Origin of the sequence: Streptomyces sp. MnatMP-M17, assembly GCF_900091995.1 — a bacterium.
Lineage (GTDB): Bacteria > Actinomycetota > Actinomycetes > Streptomycetales > Streptomycetaceae > Streptomyces.
On record NZ_FMDK01001268.1, the window covers coordinates 1 to 1,078 of the forward strand.

Below are 1,078 nucleotides of genomic sequence, written 5' to 3' on the forward strand. Positions count from 1 at the left end.
ATCGAACCGTAGACCTTCTCCTTACCATGGAGACGCTCTACCGACTGAGCTATTGGGGCGAGCGATGAAGACATTACACGGTTGGTCGCCGTTCGCCCAAATCCGTTTCCCGGCCACTTTCCCGGCGCTCGGCCGACCACGTACAGGCCTTGTCCTGGGCCCCTGGCCCGGCCCAGAGGTGGGCTCGCCGGTACGACTATTGCGCTCCTCCTCGAAGCACGGCTGAGCCCCGCCTAGGCTCGACACGGGCCGCGTGATCTTGCACGCCGGAGCCCACCGGAAAGCCCGCACCAGGAGCGCGATGCCCGACAGCCACCCGCAGCCGTCCGACGGCGGTACGGCCGACTCCAGCGCGCTCGTGCTGACCGGCGCCCGCCTCACCGACGGCCGTACCGTCGACGTACGGCTCAGCGCGGGCCGGATCGAGGCCGTGGGCACGGCCGGCAGCCTTACCGCGCAGGGCTCCCGGCTGGACCTCGCCGGCTATCTGCTGCTCCCCGCACCGGCCGAGCCGCATGCCCATTGCGACACCGCGCTCACCGCGCTGACCTGCGACGGGCCGGTCTCGTACGCACCCGAGGACGTCCAGCGACGCGCCACCGAGGCCACCCTGCTCCAGCTCGGACACGGCGCGACCGCGCTGCGCTCCCATGTCCGGATCGGCGACGCGCAGGAACTCGGCCGGATGGAGGCGGTGCTCCAGGCACGGCGCTCGCTGCGCGGTCTCGGCGATCTGACGGCCGTCGCCGTACCGCGCCTGCTGACCGGGCGTGCGGGCGCCGACGGGCTCGCGATGCTGCGCGACGCGGTCAAGATGGGCGCGGGTGTGGTGGGCGGCTGCCCCGATCTCGATCCGGATCCGGCCGGCTATGTGGAGGCGGTGCTGACGATCGCCGCCGAGCACGGCTGCCCGGTCGATCTGCATACGGACGGTGACGATCCGGTGCGGCTCGCCCGGCTGGCGGCGATGGCGGGCGGCATGCGGCCGGGCGTGACGCTCGGACCGTGCGCCGGGCTGGCCCGGCTGCCGGCCGAGATCGCGGCACGGGCGGCGGTCCAACTGGCGGCGGGCGGGGGG

1 pseudogene is annotated in these 1,078 nt (G+C 73.2%); it reads left to right on the forward strand.

Annotation, left to right across the window (positions count from 1 at the left end):
- Window positions 1-301 precede the first annotated feature (301 nt).
- A pseudogene (locus GA0115259_RS38455) lies at window positions 302-1,078 on the forward strand (hydrolase); the annotation flags it as partial.